We start from the raw sequence: 26320 nt of genomic DNA on the forward strand, positions 1-26320 counted from the left end.
GCGGGCCCCGCGGCTTGTTGCCGCGGGGCCCGCTGTCAGTTGGGCGCGTGCGCCGGAGAGGCGATCAGTGCGTGGCCTCGGCGGTGTGCTCGTGGTCGTGCTCCTCGCCCTCGTCGTGGTGCTCGGAGCCGTCGGCGTGCGTGTGCTTGGCGAAGGCGACCTCGTTGGGGGTCACCGAGTAGGCCTTCGAGGTCTTCTCCCCGTTGGTGAGGTCGACCTTGTAGACGCTGTTGGTGCTCGGCTCGGTCACCCAGGCGGTCGAGCCGGAGATCTGGAGCGCAGGGTGGGCGTCCTGCCACTTGGCCGGCGGCTCCCAGGCGGCGATGACCGGGATCGAGTCGGTGAAGGAGCCGGAGGCGACGTCGAGCTTGTGCAGGGCGCCGTCGGTGCCGAGCACCCAGGCGTTGTCGTCGCCGTCGCGCTTGATGCCGCGCCACGTGTACTCGACGCCGGAGGGCATGTCGACGACCTTGAAGGAGCCCGCGGCCGAGTCGAGCAGGCCCACGCGGTGCAGGTTGACGCCCTCGGCGTCGCGGTCGTCCTTGTAGTCGGTGACGGCGATGGGGGAGGAGTCGGTGACGTAGGAGTTGCCCACGCGCCCGTAGTCGGCGTCGGGGCTGGCGATCTTCGTGAAGGCGCCGCCCTTGTACAGCAGGACGCCGTTCTCGCAGCCGAGCATGGCGGCCTCGTCCTTCATGACGCCCTCTCCGTGGACGCCGGGGCACTCCTCGTTGCGGGTGATCTCCGTGCCCGAGGCATCCTGCGCCAGGGCGCCCTTGCGGGACTCGGAGTTGCCCAGGGTGCGGATGACAGTCCCGTCGGAGAGCTTGACGGCCACGCCGTGGTGGGCCTCCTCGGAGGCGATCTTCTCGGTGTCGGGCAGGGCGGTGACGGTCTCATCGGCGTCGTGGCCGAGGGCGTCGGCCTTGACGAGGGTGATCTCGCCGCTGCCGTCGGCGAACAGGCTGGTCCACTCGCCGTGGGGGACGACGTGCCCGCCCTTGTTCGCCGGGAAGACGAGGTCGGTGAGCTTGGCCTCGCCGCCGCCGGCGCCGGTGGACAGGACCTGGAATCCGGACTCGGTAGTGACCAGGACGTGCTCGTTGTCGCCGAAGGGGTTGAGGCGCAGGAAGCCGCTCATGGGGAAGTCGGCGACCTCCTCCAGGGTGGAGCCGTCGACCACCTTGACCCCGCCGTCGTAGGCGAAGACGAAGCGGTCCGAGCCGTGCTTGTGCTCGTGGGCCTCACCGGAGGCGCTCGCGGAGGCGGCCGTGGTGGCCGAGGAGTCGGTGGACGCCGAGCCGCAGGCGCCCAGGGCAAGGGCCGTGGCGCTCAGGGCGGCGATGACGGCGGCGCGCCGCGATGCGCCGGCCAGGCGCGGGCGTGACGAGGTGGAGGATGACATGAGTGGTCCTTTCTGGGTGGGTCGCGTCATCGGCAGGGGACGGCGCTCACGCGGTGAGGGCCGAGGTGATGCGGTCTGTGTTGACGGAGAGCATGTCCAGGTAGGTGGGGGCCTCGCCGTCGGGGACGGACAGGGACTCGGTGTACAGGGCGACCACCTGGATGTCCTGCCCGGTGGAGTTCTTGAAGGCGGTGATGAGCTGGTCGGAGTGGGAGGTGTCGGCGAAGAGCGCGTTCACGCCGGCTTCGCGCACCGCCGTCGAGAGCTCCTCCAGGTCCGAGGCGCTGGGCGCGGCGAGCGTGGAGCCGCCGGGGATGACGGCGCCGATGAGGCGGAAGCCGTAGCGGGCCGCCATGTAGCCGAACACGTGGTGGTTGGTGACCAGGGCGCGCTTGTCCTCGGGGATCGTCGCGAAGCGGGTGGTCATGGTCTGATCGGCCGCGGTGAGCTTGTCCCGGTAGGCCGTGGCCGAGGCGGCCAGGGCGGTGGCGTCGATCCCCGCCACGCCTCCCAGGGCGCTTTCCAGGCCGTTGACGACGTCGATCATTCTTGTCGGGTCGGTCCAGAAGTGGGGGTCGGGGCCGGAGGCGTCATCGGAGGAGTACTCGATGGGCGTGAACTGGTCCCCGGCGGTGAACAGGGTGACGCCGTCGCTCTTGGCGCTCTCGATATTGCTGGCCAGCCCCTCCTCCAGACCCAGGCCATTGGTGACGAGGAGGGCGGCCTCACGCATCGCGAGGGTCTGCTTGGCCGAGACGCCGAAGGAGTGCGGGTCCGCGTTGGGGGCCATGAGGGTGGTGACGCTGGCCTGGTCGCCGACCACCTGGGTGACGACGTCTCCCAGGATGTTCGTGGTGACGACGATCGAGGGCTTGTCGCCGCCGTCCTTGCGGTCCTCGCAGGCGGCGACGGCGCCGAGCGGCGTCAGCGCGAGGAGCGCGAGCAGGTCCCGGCGCCTCATGCGCCGACCACCTCGAAGGCGACCAGACCCGCCGCGGGGATCGTGCGGGCCACGCGGGCGGAGTCGGCGGCGTCGATCTCCAGGACGGAGGCGCCATCGGCGCCGGGCAGGTAGGCGCGCCTGGGGGTGACCTGGACCCCGGTGGCCGCGGCGAGAGTGGGATCGGCGATGGGCTCGGTGACCGTCGCCTCGGCGCCATCGGCCCACACGCGCACGCGACCCTCGGCGTCGACGCCGACGACGCGCTTGTGGGTATCATCCATCGCGGACACGGCGACGACGGGCGCCCCGAAGGCCACACGCGTCCAGGACGCGTCCCTCACGCTGAGCAGCCAGGCGCCGCCGGCGTCGTCGAGGGCCGCCACCTGGGATCGGCGGGCGCGGTTGGACATCGAGACGATCCGCGCCCCCGCGGCCTCATCCGGCAGGGGCGCCCACGTCGGAGCGGGGGGCTCGGCGGTCGCGGTCGAGGAGGGCTCGGGAGCGATGACGGCCCCGCCCTGGCAGCCGACGACGATGCCCGCCCGGGTGAGGGCGCCGCCCGACGCCGAGGGACAGGCGATGCCCTGGCCGACGGCCTGGCCGGAGTCATCGACGATGCTCGCCTGGCCCCCGGCCACCAGCACCGTCCGATCGCCCAGGGGAGCGGCGAAGGAGCCGGAGTCGATGGTGGCCGTGGCCACGGGGGTCTGGGTGCCCTGCCCGAGGGCCTGGCGGTCCAGGACCGTGGCGGTGGTGCCCGAGGCGATGACGGTGCGGGCATTGGTGGAGGCCACGCTGGTCGTCCCGCTGACTCCCAGGGGTCCGAGATCCCGGGCCTCGGCGCGGTAGTAGTGCTGGTGGTCGCCGTGGTCCCAGGTCCACACGCCGGAATCGACGAGGCTCGTCGCCCCGTCCGCCCCGGTGATGGCCACGAAGCGGGAGTCCGACGTCGTGGCGGTGAGCCCCGGCGCCGAGGCGATGGTGGCGGGGGCGGCGCCGTCGGCGCCGAGGTCGAGGAGGCTCACCTGGCCGTCGGAGGAGGCCATCACGAGGGACAGGGGCGCCTCCTGCAGCTCGGTGGCGCCGTCGACGTGGCCATGGCCCGCTCCGGTGGCGTCGGCGGAGGCTGTGGCGTCGGACGCGGGGGCGCTCGCGGCGCTGCCAGAGCCGCCAGCGGGCGAGCCCGACGAGCAGGCGCTCAGGGCGAGGGCGGCGGCCAGGGGGAGGCCGAGGGCGGCCGTGCTGATCCGGCTGGCGCGGCTGGTCCGGCAGGCGCGCCCGGTGGGGCAGGCACTGCTGGCGCCGATGCGCGGGGAGGTCTGGGGGAGTCTCACGCGTGCTCCTTCGCGGTTACGGGGGTGGGACGGCCCGAGCGGCGCCGGGCGCCGATGAGCGCGGCGGCCCCGGAGGCCGCCAGGAAGACGCCCGCGGCGGTGGCGGTGATGGTGGCGCCGCCCGCGGTGTCGGCGTACAGCGAGATGTAGAGGCCCACGACGACGCAGGCGCTGGCGATGAGGGAGGCCCAGGCGGTCATCGCGAGGATCGACCTCGACCACAGCGCGGCCGTGGCCGGCGGGGCGACGAGGAGCGCCACGACGAGCAGGGTTCCCACGGCCCGGTAGGAGGCGACGACGGCGGCGATGATGAGGAGCGTGAGGCCGGCCTGCGCGAGGGCCGGGCGCATCCCGAGGGTGAGCGCGATACCGGGATCGAGAGACAGCGCCGTCAGTGGCCGGATCATGAGCGCCCCCACGACGAGGACGACGACGAGCGTGCCGATGAGCACGGTGACCTCGTCGTTCCCGATCCCCAGGATGTCGCCGAAGAGGATCGCGGTGATATCCGTGGCGAAGGAGCGCGACCGGGACACGATGATGACACCCAGGGAGAGCATGAGGACGAAGGTGATGCCGATCGCGGTGTCCTGGGAGAGGCGGGCGCGCCGGGACAGGACGGCGACGAGGACGCCCATGGCGGTGGCGCTGAGCGCCGCCCCCGCGAGCGTCGGCAGTCCGATGAGCGCGCTGATCGCGACGCCCGGGAGCATCCCGTGGCCGATAGCCTCCCCGAGGAACCCCATGCCCCGGATGACGACCCAGGTGCCCGCGACCGAGCAGACGAGCGCCGCGAGGACGCCGCCGGCGAGGGCGTTGGTGAAGAACCCGAGGGAGAGCGGGTCGAGGAGGTAGTGCACGAGCGCAGGGTAACGATAATCGTTCGCACTTGTCACGCTATGCTCCTCGCATGCGTTTCCCCGCCCCCCGACGGGCCCCCTCGAGCGCCCTCGCCAGCTCCGGCCCCGCCGCCTCGGGGCCGAGCCCCAGCGCCGCGCCCCCTCCGACCGCCACCGATGCAGCGGCCATGGGCGGGCTCGTTCTGCGCGACGTCGTCGTGCGCCGGGGCGAGGTGCTCGCCCTCGACGGGGTCAGCCTCGACCTGGCCATGGGCGAGGCCGTCTGCCTCTTCGGTCCCAACGGCTCGGGCAAGTCCACCCTCCTGGCCGCCGTCGCCGGGATCCTGCCGCTTGCGGGCGGCAGCATCGAGCGCCGCCCCACCGACGCGCGAGCGGCCCTCGTGCCCCAGGCCCCGCCGATCCCCGAGCGCATGCCGCTGACGGTGAGGGCCGCCGTCGCCATGGGCTGCTGGGGCAGCACCGGCCTCCTGCGCCCGCTCACGCGCGCCCAGAAGGAGCGCGCGGGGGAGGTGATGGAGCTCCTGGGCATCGCCGATCTCGCCGACCGCCAGCTCTCCGCCGTCTCCGGAGGTCAGCGCCAGCGGGTCCTCGTCGCCCAGGCCGTCGTCAGCAGGCCCGCCATCCTGCTCATGGACGAGCCGACCGCCGCCGCCGACGCCCGCTCCACCCAGATCATCTACGACGCCGCGGCCCGGGCAGCCCGGGATGGCGCGCTCGTCCTCCTCGTCAGCCACGACGAGGAGGCCCGCCGGATCGCCGACCGCTGCCTCACCCTCGACGCCGGCCGCGTCGTCGGCGACACCCGCGAGGGCCCTCGCTGAGGGTGCGGGCCTCGCGCCCGGCCCTCCCCGCAAGCCTCAGCGCCAGGCCGTCGCGGCGTAGAAGACCGCCTTGCCGCGCGGGTCCATCGCCCCGATCCCCTCATGGGTCACCTCCAGCGCCCTCCCCGCGCCCGAGAGCGCGTCGCCGGGCAGGAAGGCCGTTGCCAGCTCCTCGCCCGTGCGCAGATCGGTGAGCACCACCTCCCCGGGGCGCGAGTCGAAGACCGTGTAGAGGACATCGCCATAGACCGCGAGGCCGGTGGGGACGGTGCCGTCGGTGTTCGGCCAGGTGAAGGTCGGGGTGGGGGAGCCGAGCTCGCGGAAATCGGCGGCCGACGGGGTGCGCATGATCGAGTAGCCGCCGGAGCACCAGGCCTCCGGATGATCACCGGCCCGGGGCGGGCCCGCTCCCAGATCCGCCGTCGCCCGGGTTCCCAGGTCCATGGCCCGCCAGGAGCCCTGGTCCTGGGCGGCCCAGTAGAGCCACCCTTCCAGCAGGTGGGCCTGGCTCGTCGGGGCCTCCTGCAGGACGGAGCCGTCCGTGGTGGACAGGACGCGGTACGGGGGCGCGGCTGGCGACGAGGCGCTGGACGATGGGGTGCCCACCATGACGGCGTCGCCGGACAGGCCGGCCAGCGCCGCGCTTCCAGCCCCCTGCGGATTGGTCAGCAGCGTGGAGAGGTCGGCGGTGGCGAGCACCTCGATCCAGCAGGGGCCGACCGGGGAGTCGGGCGGGGGCCCGAGCGCCAGGGCGAGGCGCGTGGCGTCCGAGGAGACGGCCAGGCGGGCAGCCCCCTTCGCCGTCGGCGCGCTCGCGGGCAGCTCCACGTCCCGGGAGGCGAGGATCCGCCCCGAGACCAGCTCGATCTTGAGGACCGTGGCCGACCAGGACCCGGCCTGGGGCGGGCCCATCTGGGTCGCGGTGGTGAGGCTGTAGGCGCAGGCGCCGCGGGGATCGACGATGGCCGCGGCGTCGGACAGCGCCTGGGTGGCCCCCTGGGGCTCGACCCCGCGACCGAGGTCGTCGGCGGTCGCCTCCGCGAAGCCCAGGGCGGCGCCGTCGGTGGTGAGGATGCGGATCACCCCCGTGGACAGGTCCTCGTACCACCAGGTGGGGTGATCGCTGTGGAAGACGAAGCGGTCATCCATCGACCACCCCGTTCCAGCGTCGGCGAGCATGTCGACGCCGAGCCCCGGGATGCCAGCGGTGGAAGAGAAAGCGGTCGGGGCGGGCCGGGAGGAGGAGCCCGACGACGGGGCCGGGAACGGCCCCGAGAAGGGGGAGGCGGAGGAGGGCGTCGCCCCACCGGGGGGCACTTCGCCGTCGGGGCGCGGGGCGCACGCCGTCAGCCCGGGGCCCGGCAGCATCGCTGCGGCCCCCAGGGCGGAGAGCAGGAAGGAGCGGCGCTTCATCGCGGGGCCTCTCAGGGCAGGGGACGGCCGATGCGTTCGCGTTCCCAACCACCCTAGCGGCGATCCAGGGCGGCCGGAAGGCGCCCCAGCGGAGTCCCAGGAGGTCGATGGGAGGTCCGCCACCTGGGCCATTGCTGGTCAGGCGCCCCGGAGTATCTAGACTGTGGGCGTCGTCCTCCCAGCCAGCCGTGGCCCGCTGCGCCAGGATCGCCCCCTTCAGCCCCCTCACCCCAGGAGCCAGATCCAGTGAGTACCCGCCCTCTCTCCGTCGCCGTCATCGGGGCAGGCCCCGCGGGCATCTACGCCTCGGACATCCTGTCCAAGTCGGGACTCGATGTGAACATCGACCTCTTCGAACGGCTCCCCGCCCCCTACGGCCTGGTCCGCTACGGCGTCGCCCCGGACCACCCCCGCATCAAGCAGATCATCGTCGCGCTGTACAAGATCCTCCAGCGCGGGGACATCCGCCTCATCGGCAACGTCGAGGTCGGCCGCGATATCACCGTCGATGAGCTGCGCGAGCACTACGACGCCCTCATCTTCTCCACCGGGGCGGACACCGACGCCCCCCTGCGCATCCCCGGGGCCGATGCCTCCGAGTGCTACGGCGGCGCGGACTTCGTCTCCTGGTACGACGGCCACCCCGACCACCCCCGCACCTGGGACCTGAGCGCCAAGGAGGTCGCCGTCATCGGCGTGGGCAACGTGGGGCTCGACATCGCCCGCGTCCTGGCCAAGCACGCCGAGGACCTCATGGTCACCGAGGTTCCCGCCAACGTCGCCGAGGAGCTGCGCCGCTCCCCGGTCACCGACGTCCACGTCTTCGGCCGCCGCGGCCCCGCCCAGGTGAAGTTCACCCCCCTGGAGCTGCGCGAGCTCGGCAAGCAGCCCGACGTCGACGTCCTCGTCGATGAGGAGGACTTCGAGTACGACGAGGGCTCCCAGGCGGCGCTCGCGGCCTCCAACCAGCAGCGCCAGGTGGTCAAGGCCCTCGAGGGCTACGCCATGGCGGAGCCCGAGGACCTCACCGCCTCCCACCGCATCCACATCCACCTCTTCTCCGCCCCCAGCGAGGTCCTCACGGACGAGGCTGGTCATGTGCGCGGCCTGCGCGTGGAGCGCACGCGCCTGACGGGCGACGGGAACGTCGAGGGCACCGGCGAGTTCCGCGACTTCGACGTCCAGGCCGTCTACCGCGCCATCGGCTACGCGGGCAGCCCCATCGAGGGCCTTCCCTTCGACGCCGAGCGCCACGTGCTGCCCAACGCCGGCGGCCGAGTCCTGGGCGAGGGCGGCGAGCCGCTGACCGGCATCTACGCCACCGGCTGGATCCGACGCGGCCCAGTGGGCCTCATCGGCTCCACCAAGTCCGACGCCCAGGAGACCATCTCCAACCTCGTGGCCGACGCGCAGGCGGGTCTGCTCCACGCCACCACCTCTGACGAGAACCAGGTCGGGCACGACGCCGTCATGCTCCTGCTCAACAAGCGCGGAGTCCCCTTCACCACCTGGGACGGCTGGGAGCTCCTCGATGCCTACGAGCGGGGGCTCGGCGAGGACTTCGGCGAGGTGACGGTCAGCAGTGGGGAGTCCAAGCCCCGTGAGCGCGTCAAGGTGGTCTCCCGCGAGGCCATGACCGCGGTCTCACGCGGCACCGAGGTCCCCGCCGACCTCATCGGCGCCCCCGACCCCTCCCGCGTCCCCGAGCGCGTCGCCCACCGGCTCTGAGGAAGCGGGGGAGGGGCGGCCGGGAGTTCCCGGAAGACCGGGCGGACTGGTTCACCGCCCCTCGCCCCGTCGTTGCGCCCTCAGCCCGCTCCCGCGCCCTCTGCCCGCTGTTGCGCCCTCATCCTCGCAGTTTGAGGGCGCGGGAGCGGGCCGAGACGGTTTCTGCGGGCCGACGGCGCGGGAAGGGGCGGCTACAGCGCGCAGGGACGTTGGGGGCAGCGCTCCGGCGGTGCTCTCGAGGGTCCAGGGTCGCTCAGGAGCGCCCAGCGCCGCTCTGGACGTCCCACTTGGGTGCGTGCCGGAGGCCAATCCCCGCCCGCGATCATCCAAGATCGGGCACGACGGGCGGCCAAGTCATATCCGCGCTGCCCACTCGTGGGCCGCGATCGGCGACTGTCTCCGTCCCGGCGCAGATCCGCTGCTCGCATCATTGCTCCAGGTGAGCCCGGGGCCGCCGAGGCGTCGCAGATGGGCCTCGGCTTGCTGACACAGCCTCCTTGAAGGAGTCGCGACCGTCATACTTTCGGATGAGTTTGGCGATGCCAAAGGGTGATGTAGTACACCTAAGTCCGCACGAATGTGCGACACGCGGGGAACTTCCGTATGGTGCGCGATCCCCTACCCGTGGTACTTCGGAGCGAAATCGATCGTATGGCTGGCGCTGAAGGTGTGAACTGCCTAACGTTGGCGTTGCCAATCGACCGACAATTGACCTCGATTGAGGGAGGTGAGATCATGCAGGATCTGCTCGATGCGCTTATCGTGGACGACCGAGTCGTCAAGTTGTCTGACAGTGATGACCTTGGTTGGCTTCTTGTCAGCAACAACTGGGTTGCCGCTGGCTGGTGACGGCTGCGAAGTGGGTGCGGGCGCCACTGGAGGCGCCCGCACCCATCGCCCAATTCGATACCACTATCAAGGTGTTCTAATGCAACGTGTGATTATCGCTCCGCATATGAAGTGCAATGCAAGATGCGCTCATTGCTGCGTGTCGTCCCATCCAAAGGATGAGAGGCACTTAGAGGATGCTACAGTTGTTCGTCTGATCGACGAAGCCATCGCCTCACCGTCGATCAAGATAGTCGCGTTCACTGGTGGAGAGGCGTTGCTGCGCAAGTCCTTCATACTGGAGCAGATGAGACGTTTGAAACGAGCTGGCAAACGAAGCACGATCGTTTCAAATGGATTCTGGGGGATCACGGAAGCGAGCGCCAGGGGAGTTCTTCTAGAATTGGCAGACGCTGGCGTCCGAACTATCACGATCAGTGCTGACACCTTTCATCTGCCTTATGTGCCAATCGAGCGAGTGAGGAACATCCTCAAGGTGAGGGATGTCGCGCCCGAAATCGAATTCGCTGTCAACATCTGCCAGTCGCGAAGTGAGCCCGCCAGTAAGACGCTGGACCAACTAGAAGGCCTCCTAGAAGGTGTGCATATCAACAGTTTCAATATTACACCTGTTGGGCAGGCCGAGGGCATCGCATCATGCGAGATAACGTACGATCATGTCTCAACCGAGAACCTGAAGTGCCCAGGACAGGTTTTGCTGTTCTCGGGTGACGGCCAAGTCTACCCATGCTGTTCGCTGGGTGTCATCAACAGCGCTCTTTCGGTTGGTGACGCCAATGAACTCACGATCGAGGAGGGGGCGCGTCGCATAGAATGCAACCTTGCATTCAAGATTATGACAGAAGAAGGCCTGGGGTGGTTTGTGGAAAAGCTCAAGAGGAATGGGGATGAACGATTCGCTGAGCCTTTTCCCGTTGTCGATGCCTGTCATCTGTGCAGCGTGATCTTCGAGAACAAGAGTAGAATCAGCGAACTGCGGAATGATTTCGAGGAGTACAAGGCTCAATATGTGAGTGAGCGCTGAGCCGAGGGGATGGAAGCGTCTTGTCAAACCGACTTGATCGACTCAGTCGACTCAAAGAACGGCCGTCGTGGCAGTCGTGCTGCGAGGACGACATCGAAATCGTCAGGCACGGAGATCGTGTTGTGATACATGATCGCGCTAGCGATACCTACTTCAAGACGACCTTTGTGGTGATTGGGGAGAGGCCTGTTGCCTGGGTGGACAAGGCTTCTCGCCTGTCGACGCTATGGCTGGGCGTCTACGTCATGCTGTTTCTCGCGATGTTGATCAATGGGTTGCTATGGCTGCTGGGGTATCTCGCTTCAGACGTGGCTTCAGAAAGGCTCAATGGAGGCGGAGGCCTCGTCCTGGCGGCGACGTTAGTTGTCAGTAATCTGCTCATCCATGAGGCTGGTCATGTCCTGGCGTTGCGATGGTGCGGAAGGCGTCCTGACAAGGTGGGATTCAAGATGAACTATTGGGTCATGCCGGCATTCTTCGTTAGAATGAATCAGGTATCACTTCTCCCTAGAAGGGAAAGGCTGCTCTGCCACTCTGCCGGACTCTTCGCTAACTTGATCGCCGTGAACCTGCTCGTATTGTGCCAGGAAGTTCTGGGCCTGGGTGAGGAGGGGAGATATGGAACTGCCTTGGTGATGATCTTTGTCGCCACCAACTTGTTGCCCTTGTGGAATGCGGATGGTCAACGTATGCTATTGGCGTGCTTCGATCTTGAGGAAGTCGAGGGCTGGTCGGATGCGCCAAAGCCCATTCTGGTTCTGAGGATTGTCTCGCTCGGGGTATTGGCCTATATTATCATTTTCGTTGTCGTGTCGTTCCTTCGGAGGTGATCTGGATATGGGTGATATTGTTGTTGAAGGGATTCGCCTTTCGGTGTCTTACGGCAAGCATCGCGCAGTCTCGGACATGAGTTTTAGAGTAGACGCGGACGATGGTGTTGTCGGCATGTTTGGCCCGAACGGCGCCGGGAAAACCACGTTGTTCAAGACGGTCTGTGGCGATATTGGGAGATATGACGGTGCGCTGAGGTGCCCCAGTCGAGATGAGATCGCCTATCTACCAGATAAGCCGTTCTTGTTCTCCTGGATGACAGTTGGGCAGGCGATTGATCTGTTCAGCGCGAGGCACCAGGATTTTCGCGATGATGTCGTGGAAGAGTTTCTCGCTGGGTCCGCGATTAAAAGGTCGGCGCCTGTGGGAAGCCTTTCGAAAGGGATGTCGGAGCGCTTGCATCTGGCTCTGATCATGGCGAGGCGGCCAAGACTATATGTCTTGGATGAGCCGTTAGCTGGCGTCGATCCCCTGACTCGTGATCGCTTGATCGAGAACATCATCGAAGTTCGATGTCAGGAGGCTCCAATGTTGTTGAGTACCCATCTGATCGAGGGGGTTGAGCGCGTCTTCGACGCTGTCATGATGGTGGTGGACGGGCGGCTGCTCCGCTCTGGAAAGGTTGCCGATGTTCGGCGGATCGGTGATGGGTCCCTCGAGATGGCATTTAAACGTTTGGTGGCCGCACATGAATGATTTGAGGATGGTCCTGCGTCGTCATGGACGGTTCTTCCTGCCCATCTTGGTACTCGCGTTGGTCGTTGCTGTCGCAGGGCGGGTGGGATCTGGGCAAATGGTGGCACAGATGCACGCGCTGGGTGTCATGCTGCTCTCATTCGGAGCGTCATTGTATGCGCTAGATTACTTGGTGCGGCATGTGGCCCTTTGCAGTGAGAGGATCTTCTTCCTCTCTCCACTGCCGAGATGGAAGATGGCGGGTTTGCACGGTTGTGTTCTCTGGTCGTATTTGATGGTTTTGTACGCCGTCGTTAGCCTTTCGGATTCTGGTCGAGGCGAGACTAGTTGGAGTGCGGTGCTCCTAGGGCTCATCGCAAAGGGGGTCGCTCTAGCCTGTGGCATGTTGATGATGCTCATAGGCGCTTCTGCTGGCAAGCGGGTCGCCGGGCCTGGTATGGCGCGCTCGGTCTCATGGGGCATGTTCGTCTTCATGCAGATTCTTGCGTTCGCGACGCTGTATTTCTCCCTCGTCAGGCGTTTTGCTGATCACTGGGTCGTGGGCGCAGTGACTGGTGATGATTTCTCGTGCTACTATCTCGGAATGATCCCGCTTCAGGGGCAGTACGTGGTGGATCCTGAATATCGGATGCTTCAGCTCGTCTGCGCGAACGGCGTGCTCCTGGCGCTTCTGGTCGGGGTGTGTCTCCTCATCGGGAGGACGCGGCAGAATTATCTGGAGAAGTAGAGCGCGATCAGTCGGTGAATGCTGTCCTGGGACAAGCGGTCGTGTCGTGGTCGCATCGTCGGGTGCCTCCAGCACCGGTGGTTGCGCCGAGCACCTTCGGGTGCGGTGAGAACGCAACCCAAGGTGCCAGGCGCAACCACCGGTGCAGAATGTCGCCGCCGGTGCCAGACGCGCCTGACGTCACCGCCTCTCCAACTGCCGCCCAGTCCGTTCCAGGACGTCTGAGACGCCAACACCGTCCCAGATGCCTTGGCACACCACAATCTCGATCCTGATGTCCACCGGTCGCGCGCGGGCCCGGCCGTTGCACAGGGCGCGCACAGGTGGCTCCGCTACTCTGACGGCATGTCGGCGATCTACCGAGGCACCAACCACCACAACGGCCTGAAGACCACCGCCCTCCTGGGCGGCATGTGGGGCCTGCTCATCCTCATCGGCTACCTGCTCACCCGGGGCACCGGCTCCTCGATCTTCCTGTTCATCATGCCGCTCATCGGGGTGGCCCAGACCGCGTACACCTACTGGAACTCGGACAAGCTCGCCGTGCGCTCCATGGGCGCCATCGAGGTCACCGCCGCCCAGGAGCCCGTCATGCACAAGGTGGTCGCTGAGCTGTCGGCGGCCTCGGGCCAGCCCATGCCGCGCCTTTTCATGGCGCCGACGATGAGCCCGAACGCCTTCGCCACCGGCCGCAACCCCGCCAACGCCGCCGTGTGCTGCACGCGGGGCATCCTCCAGCTCCTCGATGAGCGCGAGCTGCGCGGCGTGCTGGGCCACGAGCTCTCCCACGTCTACAACCGCGATATCCTCACCGGCTCCATCGCCGCAGGCATCGCCGGGGTCATCTCCTCGCTGGGCACGATGGCCCTGTGGTTCGGCACTGGCCGCGACCGCCGCGAGGGCAACGGCCTGGCCGTCCTCCTCCTGGCGCTCCTCGCCCCGCTGGCCGCCACCGTCACCCAGTTCGCGATCTCGCGCACTCGCGAGTACGACGCCGACCACGACGGCGCGGTCCTCACCAACGACCCGCTCGCCCTGGCCAGCGCCCTGCGCAAGCTCGACGGCGGCATCGCGGCCGCGCCCATGGCGCGCGACCCGCGCATGGAGCCCGTGAGCTCGATGATGATCGCCAACCCCTTCGGGCGCGTCAAGAACCTCTTCGCCACCCACCCCCCGATGGCCGACCGCATCCGCCGCCTGGAGCAGATGGCCGGGTACTGACAGACCTCCCCGGGCTGTCCAGGCGGGCCACCGCGGACTCCCGGGCACACGCGAGAGGGAGGGACCGTCACGGTCCCGCCCTCTCGGCGCGCAAGGCCCCGCCCAGCGGCTGCCAGCGAGAGGCCCGACGCGGATCAGGAGCCCTGGTCGCTCAGGCACAGAACGGCGTCATAGGACGTCGGATTGTCCGTCTGGACACTCGTAAAGCTCGTACCGCCGAGGTTCCAGGAGTAGACCGTGTTGGTGTTGGTCGCACCCGACGCGACGCACTGGTCGATGATGTACTGGGTGCGCGTCTCCTCCAGTGTCGGCGCGGGGCCGGGGTTGTTCACATCGATCGTGGGGATCGCGATGACCGGGACGTTGGAGACCCCCGGCAAGGAGCCCTCCACGCGCAGCGCCCCACTCGTCGAGCAGTCGGCCTTGCGCACGGCTGGATGCGAGGGGTCGGACTCGTCGGCGGTGATGCAGTCACCGGCCTTGGCGTCGTTGACGGATTCCTCCACGGGGATCCCCGCGCTCAAGTCGTTGTAGCACGTGGCGTCGTCGAAGTAGTCACCACCGGGAGTGGTCGCGCAGGACTCCTTCGTCGTCGACGTGGCCACCACCTTGAACTTGGCGCTGGCGTTGTCGCAGGAGACGATCGTCGCGCTCGGGTCGGTGAGCGAGTCGATGCAGTCGCCCACCGCGGCCTTCGAGGCCTTGTCGCCCAGCTTGCCGCCGGACGAGTCAGCCCCCGCGCTCGCCGATGAGCCGCCTGCCGCGGAGTCGGAAGAGTCGCCGGAGTCCTTGTAGGCGGCGAGGATCCCACCGGTGACGAGGAGGCTGAGGACGGCGAGCCCCGCGATGAGGGCGATGATGCCTTTCCTCTTGGTCGATGGGGGCGTTGACGGCGCCTGCCCGGGCGCCGGGTACTGCCCGCCCATGCCGTAGGCGGGCGGGCCGCCGGCAGGGGCGCCCATCGGCGTCGAAGGGCCAGTGGGGGAGGCGGGAGCGGCGCCGTACTGGATATTCGGGTCGTAAGGCCCGGTGCTCATAGGATCTCCTCGGGGATCCAGGGTCACGGTGAGATCACGATAGCAACGGCGCGCGCTCCGGCGACGCGACCGCCCGCCGGGCTCAGCGGTAGTTGACGAACTGCAGGGCGGCGTCGACGTCGAGTCCCTTGAGCAGGGCGATGACAGCCTGCAGATCATCGCGTGACTTCGAGGAGACCCGGACCTCGTCCCCCTGGATCGTGGCCTTGACGCCCTTGGGGCCCTCGTCCCGGATCTCCTTGGTGATCCGCTTGGCGATCTCCTGGCTGATGCCCTCCTTGAGGGGGCAGGCCAGGCGGTAGATCTTCCCCGAGGGCTTGGGCTCGCCCTCCCCCAGGTCGAGCGCCTTGAGGGAGACGCCCCTGCGGAACAGCTTGGACTGCAGCACGTCGAGGATCGCCAGCACGCGCTCGGCGGAGTTGGCCTCCATGGTGATGACGTCGCCCGCGAGCGAGACGGAGGCGTCGACGCCGCGGAAGTCGTAGCGCTGGGCGATCTCCTTGGCGGTCTGGTTGACGGCGTTGTCGACCTCCTGGCGGTCGAGCTTGGAGACGACGTCGAAGGAGGAGTCTGATGCCATGGCGTTGCCTTTCTGGGCCGTTCTGCGTGCTGGGCGTGCGGGGAGAAGCGCCGCTCGTGAGCGCCGGGCGCCGCTGCCGGGCGCCGCTGCCCAGCGCCCGGCGGCCCCGCGCCGCCCCCTCCCCGGGACGGCCCCGGGGCCGTGGAAGCCGTGTGAGCAGGGTCCTAGGGGCGGGATTGGCGCGCTCCGCCGTCGGCTTGTTATTCTTCCACGGCACCACGCGATGAGTCCTCGGGCTCGGGTTGTGGAGCATGGCGGGTTGCCCGAGCGGCCAATGGGAGCTGACTGTAAATCAGCCGCGCAAGCTACGGGGGTTCGAATCCCTCACCCGCCACGGTGCCCATGGCCCTGCTGTGGGATGCCATCCCTCCTCGGAGGGAGCCCAGTGAGTAGGGCCACGGATGGTCGAGTTGCGAGCGCAGAAGCGATCATCCTAGGATTCCGCTCGTTGCCCCGATAGCTCAGTCGGCAGAGCGTCTCCATGGTAAGGAGAAGGTCAAGGGTTCGATTCCCTTTCGGGGCTCGCTCGCAGCGGGGGCCGTCAGGCCCCTTCCGTGTTCATATGGCGAGGTAGCTCAGCTGGTTAGAGCGCACGACTCATAATCGTGAGGTCGAGGGTTCGAGTCCCTCCCCCGCTACGCAAGGTTCGAGCACATCGCCGCCCCGGGCTGCTCGAGGATCAATGAGAGGAGAGACACGTGGCTTCCAAGACCGCTGACGTGCGTCCCAAGATCACTCTGGCTTGCTCGGAGTGCAAGGAGCGCAACTACATCACCAAGAAGAACCGCCGGAACACCCCCGATCGCCTCGCGATCTCCAAGTTCTGCGCGCGTTGCGGCAAGCACACGGAGCACCGCGAGACCCGCTGAGCCCCGCCGCCCGGATACGATCCGGGCATGAGCGCGCCGAGCCCCACCAGCCCCGAGCAGGTGGGGCTTCGTCATGCCCGGCAGCCGCTTCAGCGCATTCTCACCCGCTCCGGTATCGACGACGCCGAGGCGTCCGCCCACCGCGGCGCCCGGGCCATGGCCCCGGCACTGGCCGCCCTCGCCCTGGCCCGCGAGATCGTCGACCCCTGGGATGGCCTCATCCACCGGCGCTGCCGCATCGCCCCCGCTCCCCACAGCTCGGCTCATCCCAGGCCGCCTCGCCTGAGGAGGACGGCCCGCTCTGGCTGGGAGCTCATCGAGGTGACTGTCGAGTTGAGCGCTGAGGTTGCCGCCGACGGCGCCCCGTCCACCCCGCCCCCGCAGGCGTGGCCCGTGCTCCAGATCCGCCACGACCTGGCCCGACGCCCCCTCCCGGCCCCTGAGGGAGCCGACCCTCTCAGCACCGCGAGCGCCGTGGGTGCTGCACCCACCGACGCGACTCGCCCCGCTCACGGCAGCCACGGCAGTCACAACGCCGCCTCCGGCCGTCGGCTCATCCTCACAGGAGACGACCTCGCCGCCTGGGCCAGCGCCACCGGCGATGACAACCCGATCCACCTCGTTCTAGGCGCGGCCCGGCGCGCCGGCCTCGCAGCCGAGGAGGACGGCGTCGTCGCCCACGGTCTCCTGCTGGCCGCCCTGAGCCTCGGCCTCGTCCCAGCGGACCCCCGGCATGAGGGCCTCGACCTGCTCTTCCCCGCGGCACTCGCCGTCGGGCGGCCCGGGGCGGCTCTCATCGTTGATGAGCGCGGCTCGTGCTGGTCGGCTGTGGGGAAGCGGCGTGTGCTGCGGCGGCAGGGCGCGAGCACCCGATGAGGCTCACACGGCCGTGGGGCTCGTCATGCTCGCTGGCAATCCTCTCGAGATTGTTCAATACTTAACGACATCCCGTGGCCCGATCGCTCATTGAGAGGCCACGTCACCATCAGCGGCGCCATGGCGCCCCGAATCGTCAGGCAGCGCGGAGAGGAACGATATGGCAGGGAAGGCCGGACAGGCTCTCGCGGAGCAGGACAAGCCCGCCTGTGGCCAGGCCTCCGCCCCCGCAGCCCCGTCTTGCGGGCAGGCGCCGGTGGAGGTCACCCCATCCTGCGGCCAGGCCGCTGCTGCCGAGGCCCCTCTCCTGGCATCGAGCAGTTGCGCGGCCGCGGGATCTCCCAGGCTCGACGCCCTCGAGATGCGCGCCTGGCGCGCCTTCCTCCACACCGCGACCGCCGTCACTGGCGTGCTCAACCACGAGCTCGAGACGAGCGTCGGGCTCTCCCTGCACGAGTACGAGATCCTCGTGCGCCTCGACGAGGCCCCCGGCAAGGAGCTGCGGATGTCGAGCCTGGCGGAGATGATCGGGCACTCCCGCTCCCGCCTCACCCACACGGTCACCCGCCTGGAGAAGGAGGGCTTCGTGGAGCGGCGCTCCTGCCCCTCCGACAAGCGCGGCGTCAACTGCGCCCTCACGGACGCCGGCCTGGCCTTCCTGCGCTCAGCGGCCCCGCTGCACCTCGACGGCGTCCGCAGGCACGTCGTCGACCGCCTCGGGCGGAGCGACCTGGAGGCACTCGCCGAGATCATGTCGCGGCTCAACCCCGCCGACTGAGGCGGACGGCGCGTCCCGCCAGCTCAGCCCCATAGGTCCGTCCAGCTCACGCCCAGTTCCGCCAGGAGCCGGCGCAGCAGCGGCAGCGAGATGCCGACGACGCCGTGCGGGTCGCCCTCGATCGCCTCGATGAAGGCGCCGCCCAGCCCGTCAATGGTGAAGGCCCCGGCGCACCACAGCGGCTCCCCGGTGGCGATGTAGGCGTCGATCTCCTCCTCGGTGGGCTCGCCGAAATGGACGATCGCCGAGGAGACGCCGCTCGCGCTCGCCCCGTCGGCCGGGCGTACGAGCGCATGCCCGGTGTGCAGCTCGCCCGTGCGTCCCCGCATCGCCAGCCATCGCTCACGGGCGGCCTCGGGCGTGCGGGGCTTGCCGACGACGGCGCCGTCGATCTCCAGCATTGAGTCGCATCCGACGACGACGGGAGCGCTGGCTCTCCCGCTCGTGCCGCTCGGCCCGGCGCCCTCGCCAGCGGCGCTGGCGCCCTCCCCGAGAGCGCTGGCGACGTCGAGCGCCTTGGCCGTGGCCAGCGCGAGCACCTGCTCGGCGGGGGAGGGGGCCTCCTCGCCGGCCTCGGCGCGCCGCTGGGCGAGCGCGGCGAGGATCGCGCCCTCGTCGACCGAGGAGACCTCGACCCGGGGCTCGACACCCGCGGCGCGGAGGGTGGCCAGGCGGCCCGTGGACTTCGAGGCGAGGATGATCACCGCCTCAGGGTACTCAGTGGCAGGCGGCAGGACGGGCAGGCCCGGGGGAGGGCCCGCCGTCGGCGCGCTCGTCGCCTCCTGGATCGGCTGGTCCGGCAGTGCCGACTGGCCTGGCGGGGCTCGCTGGTCGCGCGCGGGTAGCCTGCGCCCTATGAGCGCCACGACTCGGCTGGTGACCGTCGAGGCCACCGGCTCCACTAACGACGACCTCCGCCGCCAGCTCGCCCCCGGCGGCAGGCCCGATGCCGCCGCCGCGGAGCGCTGGCCCCACGGATCCGCGCTGCGCGCCCTCTCCCAGACCGCCGGGCGCGGCCGGAGCGGGCGCGACTGGGTGACCCCGCCGGGCAGCGCGCTGACCGTCTCCTTCGTCCTCCGTCCGCTCGTGCCCGCCGAGACCCTCGGCTGGCTCCCGCTGCTCGCCGGGCTCGCCGTGCGCGACGCCCTCGCCCCCGCCTTGGAGGGCCTGCCCTGGCGCGCCCGCACGAAATGGCCCAACGACGTCGTCGTCGAACCGCTCACCGACGATAACAGCAGAGCGAACGGCGCTGGCGGCTCGGGAGGCGGCGAGGCCGAGGTGCCCGGATGGGGGCGCTCCCGGAAGATCGCGGGCATCCTCGCCGAGCTCATTCCCGCGCCCGGGGGCGCCCCCGGGGCCCGGCCGCCTGCCAGTCGCGAGGCGGCGCCCGTCATCATCGTGGGCATCGGCGTCAACATCGGCCAGTCGCCGCAGGAGCTGCCCGTGCCCTGGGCCGCCTCGCTGCGGAGCCTGGGAGCGGGGAGTTCTCGGGGCGACTGGTTGGAGCCCGGGATCGTGCTGGAGACCCTGGCCCCGCGCCTGCTCGGGCTCGTGGAGCAGTGGGAGGCCGCTGGTGGGGACCCGGAGCGCGCCCCGACCGCCGCGGGATCTCTCGGGGACGACCTGCGCGGGGCCTGCGCGACCCTCGGCAGGCGGGTCCGCGTGAGCGCCCCGGGCGGCGACGTCGTCGGCACCGCCGTCGGCATCGAGCCCGAGCTCCGAGTCCGGCCCGACGACGGCGACCAGGACATCCTCGTGAGAGCCGGGGACGCGCGACTCCGGGGCTCGGCCTGACCCGCTGCGGCGCTGCCGCTCGCACGTTTTCTCATGGATATGTCAGAAACGGGGGACATCTGATATCGCCCTGACGAAATCCTGTGACCTGCGCTACCCTATCCGCGTGAATGAGGTGACGCCGTTCGCGCTAGGAGGAGTGCTTGGTACGAGAGAGAGCCTCCCCACTCCCCACGAGGGAGGAGAGTCCCCTGCCAAGGCGCCAGAGGACACCGTCTGCATACCCGGGCAGGGGGCCGGGCCTCGTGCGGCCACGCCCAGTGACGCCGCCGAGTCGGCATGCTGCGGCGCGACGGTCCACGCCCACGCCCGCGTCCTGCTCGGGGGCGACCCCACCCTGACACTGCCCCAGCTCGCCGGTGCGGCGCGCGTCTCGCCGCTCTTCGCGCGCGGCTTCTGGCGGGCCATGGGCTTCGCCGATGTCAGCGACGACGAGCCCCGCTTCACCCATCAGGACGCCGACACGCTGCGGTCCATCGCCGATCTCATCGACTCCGAGGAGGAGCGCCATCCCGGCCCCGACGAGCCCGGTGGCCTGTCCGCCTCGGCGATCCTCGAGCTGCTCCGGGCCCAGTCCTACACGATGGACCGCCTCGTCCTGTGGCAGCTCGAGACCCTCGTGGCTGATGTCGGGCAGCGCCTCGGCCTGGACGACACCTCCGCCCGGCTCGTCGTCCTCGACCACATCAACGAGCTCACCGGTCCCCTGACCGACCAGCTCACCTACGTGTGGCGCCGCCACCTCGCCTCCCTCCTGGACCGCACCGACGCCGAGATCTCCCGGCGGGGCGTCGAGCGCGTCGGCCCCGACTACTACCCGCTCGTGCGGTCCCTCGGCTTCGTCGACATCGTCTCCTTCACCCAGCGCGCCCAGACGATGAGCCGCATGGAGCTGTCCACCATGCTCGACGATTTCGAGACCACGGCCCGCGACGTCATCACCTCCCGGGGGGCGAGGGTCGTCAAGACCATCGGGGACGCCGTCATGTACATCTCCGATGACCTGACTATCGCCGCCGACGTCGTCACGTCCCTCGTCGACGAGCTCCAGTCCGGCCTCGACGCGATCCTCGTGCGGGCCAGCCTCGTCGAGGGGCGCGTTGTGTCCCGCTCCGGCGACGTCTTCGGCCCGCCCGTCAACCTCGCCTCCCGCCTCGTCGACACCGCCGAGCCCGGGGGCATCCGCATGGATCAGGCCACCGCCCGCGCCCTCATGGCCAGCCCCGTCGCCGCGCAGTACCGGGTGCGCCAGTGCCACGACGTCGTCGCCAAGGGCATGGGCAACGTCACCCCGTGGTCGCTTCAGCGCGCCTGAGGGTCCGGGCCGGCGGGAGCGGAGGGCGGCGATCAGGGACCTTTCAGCCCGCGTTCAGGTTCTCATTCCGCGCGATGCCGCGGGAAACGGGGTGAGAGGGCCGGAGCGCGCCCGCGATGGGGACAGCGCCGCTGCCGCGCCAGGGCAACTCGGCTAGTATCTGAATCGTGACAACTGTGCTTCTCGTCGAGGACGACCCCGCCATCTCCGAGCCCCTCGCCCGCGCCTTCGGGCGCGAGGGCTACGAGGTCCGCGCCCATGGCACCGGCAAGGGCGCGCTGGAGGAGATCGGCGAGGCGGACATCCTCGTGCTCGACCTCGGCCTGCCCGACATGGACGGCCTCGACGTCGCGCGGACCGTGCGCGCGCAGGGCCTGACCATCCCGATCCTCATGCTCACCGCTCGCAGCGAGGACACCGACCACGTCGTCGGCCTCGACGCCGGCGCGGACGACTACGTCACCAAGCCCTTCCGCCTCGCCGAGCTCCTCGCCCGCGTGCGGGCCCAGGTCCGCCGCGCCTCCGGCGAGGCCGCCGTCGACCAGCTCGCCCATGGCGACATCCGCGTGGACGTCGCCGCGCACCGGGCCTTCGTGGGCAGCCGCGAGCTGCAGTTGACCGTCCGCGAGTTCGAGTTCCTGCGCGTGCTCGTGCGCGGCGCGGGCTCCGTGGTGGATAGCGACGACATCCTGCGCGAGGTCTGGGGCGAGGACCCCACCGGTTCGGAGTCGACCCTTGGCATGCACGCCACCTGGCTGCGCCGCAAGCTCGGCGACGACGTCGACGCCCCCGCGATCCTCCTCGCCGAGGGCGCCGGCTACCGCCTCGCCTGAGGCCGCCTCCGCCCAGGGGACCCGATGCGACGCCGCGCCCTTCAGATGACCATGGCGGCGGTGCTCGTCGCCGTCGTCCTGTTGGGGATCCCCCTGGGCGCGGCGACGATCTTCTACGCGGCCCGCTCCGCGCCGGACGACCTGGAGCGCTGGAGGACGGTGTTCTCCGTCGTCACGGTGGGCACCGCCCTGGCGATCATCGCCCTGGCCGCCGCGTACATCGTGGCCGCGAAGGTCTCGAGGCGCATCTCCGCCCCACTCATCTACCTGGCGGCCGAGGCCGAGCAGCTGGGCAGTGGGCAGGTGCGCCCCCGCGTGCGGGTCTCCGGGATCGAGGAGATCGACCTCGTCCAGGCCGAGCTCGTGCGCTCCGCCGAGCGCGTGGCCGGGCGGCTCGCCGCCGAGCGGCAGTTCGCCTCCGACGCCTCCCACCAGTTGCGAACGCCGCTGACCTCCCTCAGCCTGCGCCTGGAGGAGATCGAGATCATCGCCGACGACGAGGAGGTCCGCGCTGGCGCCCACGCCTGCCTGGAGCAGGTGGAGAGGCTCACCGGCGTCGTCGACGACCTCCTCAAGGTCTCCCGGCGCTCCGGGGGCGGCACCACTGAGGCCCTGCACCTCGCCGATCTCTTCGCCCAGCAGCAAGAGGAGTGGGGGCCGGCCTTCGCCGAGGCCGGGCGCGAGCTCGTCCTGACCGATGCGATCGGCCAGCCGGTCCTGGCCAGCCCCGGCTCGCTCGCCCAGGTCCTGGCGACTATCATCGAGAACTCCCTGCGCTACGGCGCGGGCACGACGACCGTCTCCGTGCGCAGCGCCAACGGCGGGCACGGCGTCTTCATCGACATCGCCGACGAGGGCGAGGGCGTCGACGACGAGCTGGCGCCCCATATCTTCGAGCGCTCCGTGTCCGGGCACGGCTCGACCGGCGTGGGCCTCGCCCTGGCCAAGGACCTCGTGGAGGCCGACGGCGGCCGCATCGAGCTCACCGCGCGCCGCCCACCGGTGTTCTCCGTGCTCCTGGCCGCCGTGCCGCGCTCCCTCGATCCGAACACGGTGCTGCCCAAGGGCGCGATCGTCAGCGTCGGCCGCCGCCGCCGCTTCTAGCCGCCGGCTCGCCCCGACCCGCCCCGCGCCGTCAATCCATCGCCCCCTCCTATGAACGAGACCGGGCGAACAGCACCGCGAGATTGCGATTGACTGGAGAATTCCAGATCTCGCGGTGCTGTTCGCCCGGTCTCGATGGGGAGGTGGGTGGGGGTCAGTACCAGCCGGCGCTCTCGGAGTGGGACCAGGCGGCGCAGGGGCTGCCGTAGCGGCCCTTGATGTAGCCCAGGCCCCAGTCGATCTGCGTGGCGGGGTTGGTCGCCCAATCCGAGCCGGCCGAGGTCATCTTCGAGCCGGGCAGTGCCTGCGGGATGCCGTAGGCACCTGAGGCGTTGGAGGCCTGGTAGTTCCAGCCGGACTCGCGGTCCCACAGGCCCACGAGGCAGGAGTACTCATTGGCGTCCCAGCCCCACGCGCTCATCTGGCTGCTGGCGTAGGCCTTCGCGTCGGAGGCGGAGGTGCCGGACGTGCCGCCCGAGCCGGCTCCCGCCACGGGCTCGCTGGCGGTCATCCGGCCCGATGACGGGTCGAGGTAGTACCAGGTGGAGCCGTCCACGATCCAGCCGGTGAGCATCTGGCCCGAGCCGTTGAAGTAGTACCAGGCGCCCAGGTGGTTCGCCCAGCCGACGGCCATGCGGCCGCTGTTGCCCATGAAGTACCAGGAGCCGCCGTCGGCGAGCCAGCCCATCGCGGCCTGGCCGTTGCTGCCCAGGTAGTACCAGGAGCCGCCGATGAGCTTCCAGCCCACGGCCATGGATCCCTCGTCGCCCAGGAAGTACCAGGCACCGTCGATCCAGTTCCAGTCGGTGGCCATCCGGCCATCGGCGTCGAAGTAGTACCAGGCGCCGCCGACGGTGGCCCAGCCGGTGACGAGCGCGCCGTCGCCGTCGAGGTAGAACCAGGATCCGCCCGTGTGCAGCCAGCCCGTGATGGCCTGGCCGTCGGCGGGGTTGATGTAGGACCAGGACCCGGCCTGGGACATCACCCAGCCGATGCTCCCAGCGGCGTTATCGCCGTCGGTGGCGGCCAGTGCGGGGGCCGCAGCGGCCTGGGCGGCGCTCGCTGTGGCGGGGGCGGCGTCGGCCGGAGAGGCGAGTGCCGCCGGCGCGGTCAGCGCGAGCCCCGCGAGAAGAGTCGCGGAGCCGAGCGCGGCGATCGGTCGGTGCAGGGTCATGTGTACCTCGCGGGTGGTCGTGACCGGGCAGCGGGCGCTGCGGGGTCGTGCGGTGGAAGGGATCTGACCGCCGAGGCGGGCCGATCCGCTCCCGATCAGTGCCCCGGGCCGGTGCCCGGGGTCGTCTGGGGAACCGGCGTGGCAGCCTCCTTGCCGGTCTTCTTGCGGCGCCCGGATAGGGCGTGCAGGAGCATGGGCACCACGGAGACGAAGACGATGACGAGGATCATCGCGTCGATGTTCTTCTGGATCCACTCGATGGAGCCCAGGAAGTAGCCGAGCCATGTGATCCCGAAGGCCCAGAAGGTGGCGCCGATGACGTTGAAGGTGACGAAATGCCGGTAGTGCATCCGCCCGACGCCGGCCATCACCGGGGTGAAGGTGCGCACGATCGGCACGAACTGCGCCAGCGTGACGGCCTTGCCGCCGTGGCGCTCGAAGAAGTCTCTCGTGCGCTCGACGTACTCCTGCTTGAACAGCCGGGAGTTCGGACGGTTGAAGATCTTCGGGCCGGCCTCGCGCCCGATGAGGTAACCGGTCTGGTTCCCGGCGATGGCCGCCAGCAGTACCAGAGGGGCAGCCACCCAGATATGCACACCCACCGCGCCTGTGGCCACGAAGAGCCCAAGGGTGAACAGGAGGGAGTCCCCGGGGAGGAAGAATCCGATGAGCAGGCCCGTCTCAGCGAAAATGACGAGCATGACGCCGACGATCGCCCAGGGGCCGAACCAGGAGACGATCTGGGTGATCATCTCCCCGGCGTCGAGCCACTTCGGGCCGAGGGCGGGCATAGGGGCCGCAGGGACGGCGGCATTGAGCGCGGCGATAGCCGTGAGGGAAGCAGTCACGCGGCAAGGCTATGGAGAGGAGCGCCCCACTGGCCGTGAGCCTTCCCTCATCCCCGCTGTGGCATCTGGCACGATCCCGGGCCAGGCGCTCAGCCGCCTCGCAGGAGCGTCACAGCCTTGACACGCCGGACTCAGGAATCGGAGACGCTCGGGCTGCCGGGGTCCTCGGCGCCGGCCTCATCGCTGGAGCCGGTGAACACGATGTAGTGGTAGAAGAGGAATCGGAACGCGGTGCCCAATCCGAATCCGACGACGTAGGCGGCGATATTGTCGGCGAGAGGCCCTGTCAGCCCCAGGACGTGGTGGGTGAACAGCAGGCAGAACTGCGTGATGACCAGCCCACCGATATTCGCCAGGGCGAAGAGGATCCCCTCGTGCCAGGTGTTGTCCCTCGTGCGTCCCCGGTAGGTCCAGTACCGGTTCGCCACCCAGGAGAAGATCGTCGCGATCGTCGCGCTCAGGACGTTCGCGGAGTTCGGGTGCCCCGACAGGAAACCGGTGGGACCGTGCTGGACGAGATTGAACAGGCCGGAGTCGATGACGTACGCGAGTGCGCCCACGATTCCGAACTGCAAGAACTCATGAACCCAGGCGCGGATCCGGCTGCTGAGGCTCATCGGCTCCGCCGTGGCGGTCATGGTCGCGCTATTGCTCACGGGGCGATGGTAGGCCACTGATCAGGGCACCCAGGTGATTGAGGATGATAGATCCCACACCCAGCTGATCCAGAAGACCTGGGCCATCACCCCCGCGATCACCAGCGCCCAGCGGCCACGGCGCCCCACGCTCGCGGCGGCGGCCCACGCCAGCGGGGCCAGCGGCAGCAGGATGCGCAGCAGCGACGTCGTCGGGTCGAAGAAGGCCAGGAGGTAGAGCGCGTAGGCCGCGCACCAGAACCAGGCGGCAGGGCCGAGGGAGCGCGCCGCCCGGGAGGCCAGGCCCAGCGCGGCCAGGGCCAGGACGCCGACGACGAGCAGCCAGCCCAGGTGCTCCCCGACCCACCACTGCCCGCGGTCCAGCCACGGGACGAAGGGGGCCAGCTCGCCCCCGCGCCACGAGGTCTCGGTGGCTGTGTAGGCGTCCATGCGGCCCGTCGCCATCCACGCGGCCACCGGCCATACGAGGGTGCTGACCAGCGCCACCGCGGTCAGGGCCCCCAGGCCCGCGCGCCTGCGGCCGCCCAGCGGCGCCCATTCCGGCGCCAGGCGCCGCGCCCACGAGGCCTGCGAGGCCCGCGCGCGAGGGCCACTGCCGTCGTCG

General features: G+C 69.6%; 25 protein-coding genes, 3 tRNA genes and 1 pseudogene. 17 read left to right on the top strand and 12 right to left on the bottom strand.

Annotated features, from left to right (window positions below; all coding sequences use genetic code 11):
- Nucleotides 1-64: 64 nt before the first annotated feature.
- From A1QA_RS14550 to aztB, 4 genes are read right to left on the bottom strand one after another with little or no spacing between them, the layout of a single operon-like run.
- A complete protein-coding gene (locus tag A1QA_RS14550) occupies nt 65-1405 on the bottom strand; it encodes a hypothetical protein (RefSeq protein ID WP_017178996.1) in 1341 nt (446 codons plus the stop codon).
- A gap of 46 nt (nt 1406-1451) precedes the next feature.
- Complete coding sequence (locus A1QA_RS0111195) at nt 1452-2366, bottom strand: metal ABC transporter substrate-binding protein (protein WP_017178997.1); 915 nt, start codon at nt 2364-2366, stop codon at nt 1452-1454.
- A complete protein-coding gene (locus A1QA_RS0111200; RefSeq protein WP_017178998.1) occupies nt 2363-3682 on the bottom strand; it encodes a hypothetical protein in 1320 nt (439 codons plus the stop codon). The genes A1QA_RS0111195 and A1QA_RS0111200 overlap by 4 nt, the downstream gene beginning before the upstream one ends.
- Nucleotides 3679-4578, bottom strand: a complete 900-nt coding sequence (gene aztB / locus A1QA_RS0111205; protein WP_208853921.1) for a zinc ABC transporter permease AztB — start codon at nt 4576-4578, stop codon at nt 3679-3681. The genes A1QA_RS0111200 and aztB overlap by 4 nt, the downstream gene beginning before the upstream one ends.
- A 14-nt stretch (nt 4579-4592) precedes the next feature.
- Between aztB and A1QA_RS14555 the strand changes: the two genes are divergently transcribed.
- A complete protein-coding gene (locus A1QA_RS14555) occupies nt 4593-5363 on the top strand; it encodes a metal ABC transporter ATP-binding protein (RefSeq protein WP_017179000.1) in 771 nt (256 codons plus the stop codon).
- A gap of 36 nt (nt 5364-5399) precedes the next feature.
- Here the strand turns inward: A1QA_RS14555 and A1QA_RS0111215 are convergent, their stop codons facing one another.
- Nucleotides 5400-6776, bottom strand: coding sequence for a hypothetical protein (locus tag A1QA_RS0111215; RefSeq protein ID WP_017179001.1), 1377 nt, complete (start codon nt 6774-6776; stop codon nt 5400-5402).
- A gap of 246 nt (nt 6777-7022) precedes the next feature.
- Here A1QA_RS0111215 and A1QA_RS0111220 point away from each other — a divergent pair, with 246 nt between their 5' ends.
- The 6 genes from A1QA_RS0111220 (at nt 7023) to htpX (ending at nt 13852) form a co-directional block, all read left to right on the top strand.
- The gene (locus tag A1QA_RS0111220; protein WP_017179002.1) at nt 7023-8504 is read left to right on the top strand and encodes an FAD-dependent oxidoreductase; all 1482 of its coding nucleotides are present in this window, start codon (nt 7023-7025) and stop codon (nt 8502-8504) included.
- Nucleotides 8505-9300: 796 nt separating this feature from the next.
- Nucleotides 9301-10377 (top strand): radical SAM protein, encoded by a 1077-nt coding sequence (locus A1QA_RS15560; protein ID WP_167320659.1) that lies wholly within the window; start codon nt 9301-9303, stop codon nt 10375-10377.
- A 122-nt stretch (nt 10378-10499) separates the two neighbouring features.
- Complete coding sequence (locus A1QA_RS0111225) at nt 10500-11207, top strand: hypothetical protein (protein WP_017179003.1); 708 nt, start codon at nt 10500-10502, stop codon at nt 11205-11207.
- Between the two features lie 7 nt (nt 11208-11214).
- Complete coding sequence (locus A1QA_RS14560) at nt 11215-11904, top strand: ATP-binding cassette domain-containing protein (RefSeq protein WP_043508576.1); 690 nt, start codon at nt 11215-11217, stop codon at nt 11902-11904.
- 382 nt (nt 11905-12286) lie between these two features.
- Entirely contained in the window at nt 12287-12631 is a 345-nt protein-coding gene (locus A1QA_RS16575) for a hypothetical protein (RefSeq protein ID WP_244266148.1), read from the top strand.
- 345 nt (nt 12632-12976) lie between these two features.
- Nucleotides 12977-13852 carry a zinc metalloprotease HtpX gene (gene htpX / locus A1QA_RS0111240; RefSeq protein ID WP_017179006.1) on the top strand — a complete coding sequence of 292 codons (876 nt, stop codon included), beginning with the start codon at nt 12977-12979 and terminating at the stop codon, nt 13850-13852.
- Between the two features lie 134 nt (nt 13853-13986).
- Here the strand turns inward: htpX and A1QA_RS0111245 are convergent, their stop codons facing one another.
- Both A1QA_RS0111245 and A1QA_RS0111250 read right to left on the bottom strand, forming a co-directional pair.
- Nucleotides 13987-14889, bottom strand: coding sequence for a hypothetical protein (locus tag A1QA_RS0111245; RefSeq protein WP_017179007.1), 903 nt, complete (start codon nt 14887-14889; stop codon nt 13987-13989).
- A gap of 82 nt (nt 14890-14971) precedes the next feature.
- Complete coding sequence (locus A1QA_RS0111250) at nt 14972-15469, bottom strand: YajQ family cyclic di-GMP-binding protein (protein ID WP_017179008.1); 498 nt, start codon at nt 15467-15469, stop codon at nt 14972-14974.
- A 253-nt stretch (nt 15470-15722) separates the two neighbouring features.
- On the opposite strand from A1QA_RS0111250, the gene A1QA_RS0111255 reads away from it, so the two are divergent.
- The 6 genes from A1QA_RS0111255 to A1QA_RS14565 all read left to right on the top strand — a co-directional run bounded on the left by A1QA_RS0111255 (nt 15723) and on the right by A1QA_RS14565 (nt 17992).
- Nucleotides 15723-15803: transfer RNA gene (locus A1QA_RS0111255), tRNA-Tyr, on the top strand.
- Between the two features lie 116 nt (nt 15804-15919).
- Nucleotides 15920-15992: transfer RNA gene (locus tag A1QA_RS0111260), tRNA-Thr, on the top strand.
- A 41-nt stretch (nt 15993-16033) separates the two neighbouring features.
- A tRNA-Met gene (locus tag A1QA_RS0111265) sits at nt 16034-16107 on the top strand.
- A gap of 60 nt (nt 16108-16167) precedes the next feature.
- Entirely contained in the window at nt 16168-16338 is a 171-nt protein-coding gene (gene rpmG / locus A1QA_RS0111270; protein ID WP_017179009.1) for a 50S ribosomal protein L33, read from the top strand.
- 27 nt (nt 16339-16365) lie between these two features.
- The gene (locus A1QA_RS0111275; RefSeq protein ID WP_017179010.1) at nt 16366-17214 is read left to right on the top strand and encodes a MaoC/PaaZ C-terminal domain-containing protein; all 849 of its coding nucleotides are present in this window, start codon (nt 16366-16368) and stop codon (nt 17212-17214) included.
- A 160-nt stretch (nt 17215-17374) separates the two neighbouring features.
- Nucleotides 17375-17992: a MarR family winged helix-turn-helix transcriptional regulator gene (locus A1QA_RS14565; protein ID WP_082181232.1), complete on the top strand. Its 618-nt coding sequence runs from the start codon at nt 17375-17377 to the stop codon at nt 17990-17992.
- Between the two features lie 23 nt (nt 17993-18015).
- On the opposite strand, the gene A1QA_RS0111285 is transcribed toward A1QA_RS14565, so the two are convergent.
- Complete coding sequence (locus A1QA_RS0111285) at nt 18016-18696, bottom strand: Maf family protein (RefSeq protein ID WP_026048893.1); 681 nt, start codon at nt 18694-18696, stop codon at nt 18016-18018.
- A gap of 151 nt (nt 18697-18847) precedes the next feature.
- Here A1QA_RS0111285 and A1QA_RS0111290 point away from each other — a divergent pair, with 151 nt between their 5' ends.
- The 4 genes from A1QA_RS0111290 to A1QA_RS0111305 all read left to right on the top strand — a co-directional run bounded on the left by A1QA_RS0111290 (nt 18848) and on the right by A1QA_RS0111305 (nt 23038).
- The gene (locus A1QA_RS0111290) at nt 18848-19786 is read left to right on the top strand and encodes a biotin--[acetyl-CoA-carboxylase] ligase (protein WP_026048894.1); all 939 of its coding nucleotides are present in this window, start codon (nt 18848-18850) and stop codon (nt 19784-19786) included.
- A gap of 139 nt (nt 19787-19925) precedes the next feature.
- Entirely contained in the window at nt 19926-21101 is a 1176-nt protein-coding gene (locus A1QA_RS0111295; protein ID WP_017179014.1) for an adenylate/guanylate cyclase domain-containing protein, read from the top strand.
- 167 nt (nt 21102-21268) lie between these two features.
- Nucleotides 21269-21934 (top strand): response regulator transcription factor, encoded by a 666-nt coding sequence (locus A1QA_RS0111300; RefSeq protein ID WP_026048895.1) that lies wholly within the window; start codon nt 21269-21271, stop codon nt 21932-21934.
- Between the two features lie 24 nt (nt 21935-21958).
- Nucleotides 21959-23038, top strand: coding sequence for a sensor histidine kinase (locus A1QA_RS0111305; protein WP_017179016.1), 1080 nt, complete (start codon nt 21959-21961; stop codon nt 23036-23038).
- 154 nt (nt 23039-23192) lie between these two features.
- Here A1QA_RS0111305 and A1QA_RS15110 read toward each other — a convergent pair whose 3' ends face one another.
- The 4 genes and pseudogenes from A1QA_RS15110 to A1QA_RS14575 form a co-directional block, all read right to left on the bottom strand.
- Nucleotides 23193-24212, bottom strand: a complete 1020-nt coding sequence (locus tag A1QA_RS15110; RefSeq protein WP_017179017.1) for an aggregation-promoting factor C-terminal-like domain-containing protein — start codon at nt 24210-24212, stop codon at nt 23193-23195.
- Between the two features lie 95 nt (nt 24213-24307).
- Nucleotides 24308-25003, bottom strand: coding sequence for a VTT domain-containing protein (locus A1QA_RS0111315; RefSeq protein WP_017179018.1), 696 nt, complete (start codon nt 25001-25003; stop codon nt 24308-24310).
- A 188-nt stretch (nt 25004-25191) separates the two neighbouring features.
- Nucleotides 25192-25698, bottom strand: a complete 507-nt coding sequence (locus A1QA_RS0111320; protein ID WP_017179019.1) for a GtrA family protein — start codon at nt 25696-25698, stop codon at nt 25192-25194.
- A gap of 39 nt (nt 25699-25737) precedes the next feature.
- Nucleotides 25738-26320 (bottom strand): annotated as a pseudogene (locus A1QA_RS14575) (hypothetical protein); the annotation flags it as partial.

Origin of the sequence: Actinomyces timonensis DSM 23838 (genome assembly GCF_000295095.1) — a bacterium.
Classification (GTDB): Bacteria; Actinomycetota; Actinomycetes; order Actinomycetales; family Actinomycetaceae; genus Actinomyces; species Actinomyces timonensis.

What these genes read in the sequence shown, in the direction of transcription:
- A1QA_RS14550 (WP_017178996.1), bottom strand. Translation starts at nt 1,405, where the DNA reads ATGTCATCCTCCACCTCGTCACGCCCGCGCCTGGCCGGCGCATCGCGG.
- A1QA_RS0111195 (WP_017178997.1), bottom strand. Translation starts at nt 2,366, where the DNA reads ATGAGGCGCCGGGACCTGCTCGCGCTCCTCGCGCTGACGCCGCTCGGC.
- A1QA_RS14555 (WP_017179000.1), top strand. Translation starts at nt 4,593, where the DNA reads ATGCGTTTCCCCGCCCCCCGACGGGCCCCCTCGAGCGCCCTCGCCAGC.
- A1QA_RS0111215 (WP_017179001.1), bottom strand. Translation starts at nt 6,776, where the DNA reads ATGAAGCGCCGCTCCTTCCTGCTCTCCGCCCTGGGGGCCGCAGCGATG.
- A1QA_RS15560 (WP_167320659.1), top strand. Translation starts at nt 9,301, where the DNA reads ATGACCTTGGTTGGCTTCTTGTCAGCAACAACTGGGTTGCCGCTGGCT.
- A1QA_RS14560 (WP_043508576.1), top strand. Translation starts at nt 11,215, where the DNA reads ATGGGTGATATTGTTGTTGAAGGGATTCGCCTTTCGGTGTCTTACGGC.
- A1QA_RS16575 (WP_244266148.1), top strand. Translation starts at nt 12,287, where the DNA reads ATGTTGATGATGCTCATAGGCGCTTCTGCTGGCAAGCGGGTCGCCGGG.
- htpX (WP_017179006.1), top strand. Translation starts at nt 12,977, where the DNA reads ATGTCGGCGATCTACCGAGGCACCAACCACCACAACGGCCTGAAGACC.
- A1QA_RS0111245 (WP_017179007.1), bottom strand. Translation starts at nt 14,889, where the DNA reads ATGAGCACCGGGCCTTACGACCCGAATATCCAGTACGGCGCCGCTCCC.
- A1QA_RS0111250 (WP_017179008.1), bottom strand. Translation starts at nt 15,469, where the DNA reads ATGGCATCAGACTCCTCCTTCGACGTCGTCTCCAAGCTCGACCGCCAG.
- A1QA_RS0111275 (WP_017179010.1), top strand. Translation starts at nt 16,366, where the DNA reads ATGAGCGCGCCGAGCCCCACCAGCCCCGAGCAGGTGGGGCTTCGTCAT.
- A1QA_RS14565 (WP_082181232.1), top strand. Translation starts at nt 17,375, where the DNA reads ATGGCAGGGAAGGCCGGACAGGCTCTCGCGGAGCAGGACAAGCCCGCC.
- A1QA_RS0111290 (WP_026048894.1), top strand. Translation starts at nt 18,848, where the DNA reads ATGAGCGCCACGACTCGGCTGGTGACCGTCGAGGCCACCGGCTCCACT.
- A1QA_RS0111305 (WP_017179016.1), top strand. Translation starts at nt 21,959, where the DNA reads ATGCGACGCCGCGCCCTTCAGATGACCATGGCGGCGGTGCTCGTCGCC.
- A1QA_RS15110 (WP_017179017.1), bottom strand. Translation starts at nt 24,212, where the DNA reads ATGACCCTGCACCGACCGATCGCCGCGCTCGGCTCCGCGACTCTTCTC.
- A1QA_RS0111315 (WP_017179018.1), bottom strand. Translation starts at nt 25,003, where the DNA reads ATGCCCGCCCTCGGCCCGAAGTGGCTCGACGCCGGGGAGATGATCACC.
- A1QA_RS0111320 (WP_017179019.1), bottom strand. Translation starts at nt 25,698, where the DNA reads ATGACCGCCACGGCGGAGCCGATGAGCCTCAGCAGCCGGATCCGCGCC.